The sequence below is a fragment of the Leifsonia sp. SIMBA_070 genome, from assembly GCF_046534635.1.
Lineage (GTDB): Bacteria > Actinomycetota > Actinomycetes > Actinomycetales > Microbacteriaceae > Leifsonia.
In genome coordinates this window covers 1-236 of record NZ_JAWRYK010000937.1, presented here as the reverse complement: position 1 = coordinate 236, position 236 = coordinate 1, and the positions used below count along the sequence as shown (strand labels likewise).

The following is a 236-nucleotide window of genomic DNA, read 5'->3' as shown; positions in this document are numbered from 1 at the left end:
GCGGATGGTCGGCACGCGAGCCCAGGAAGGAAAACACCGGCCGCGGCGTGTCGCCGGGCTGGATCTGGGTCACCGACCAGTCGATGCTGCGCCCGTCGATGCGCGGTGGCGTACCGGTCTTGAGGCGCCCGACACGCGGCATGGCCTCGCGCAGGCGTTCGGCCAGGCGCGTTGATGCGGCGTCGCCGGCACGTCCGCCGGCCTGTTGATCCAGGCCAACATGCATGCGCCCGGCC

Annotated in this window: 1 protein-coding gene; it reads right to left on the bottom strand. The window is 72.5% G+C overall.

The genetic code is table 11. From position 1 onward, the window contains the following. On the bottom strand, nucleotides 1-236 hold a 236-nt coding region (locus SB754_RS22955), incomplete at both ends, for an FAD-dependent oxidoreductase (RefSeq protein ID WP_410784559.1).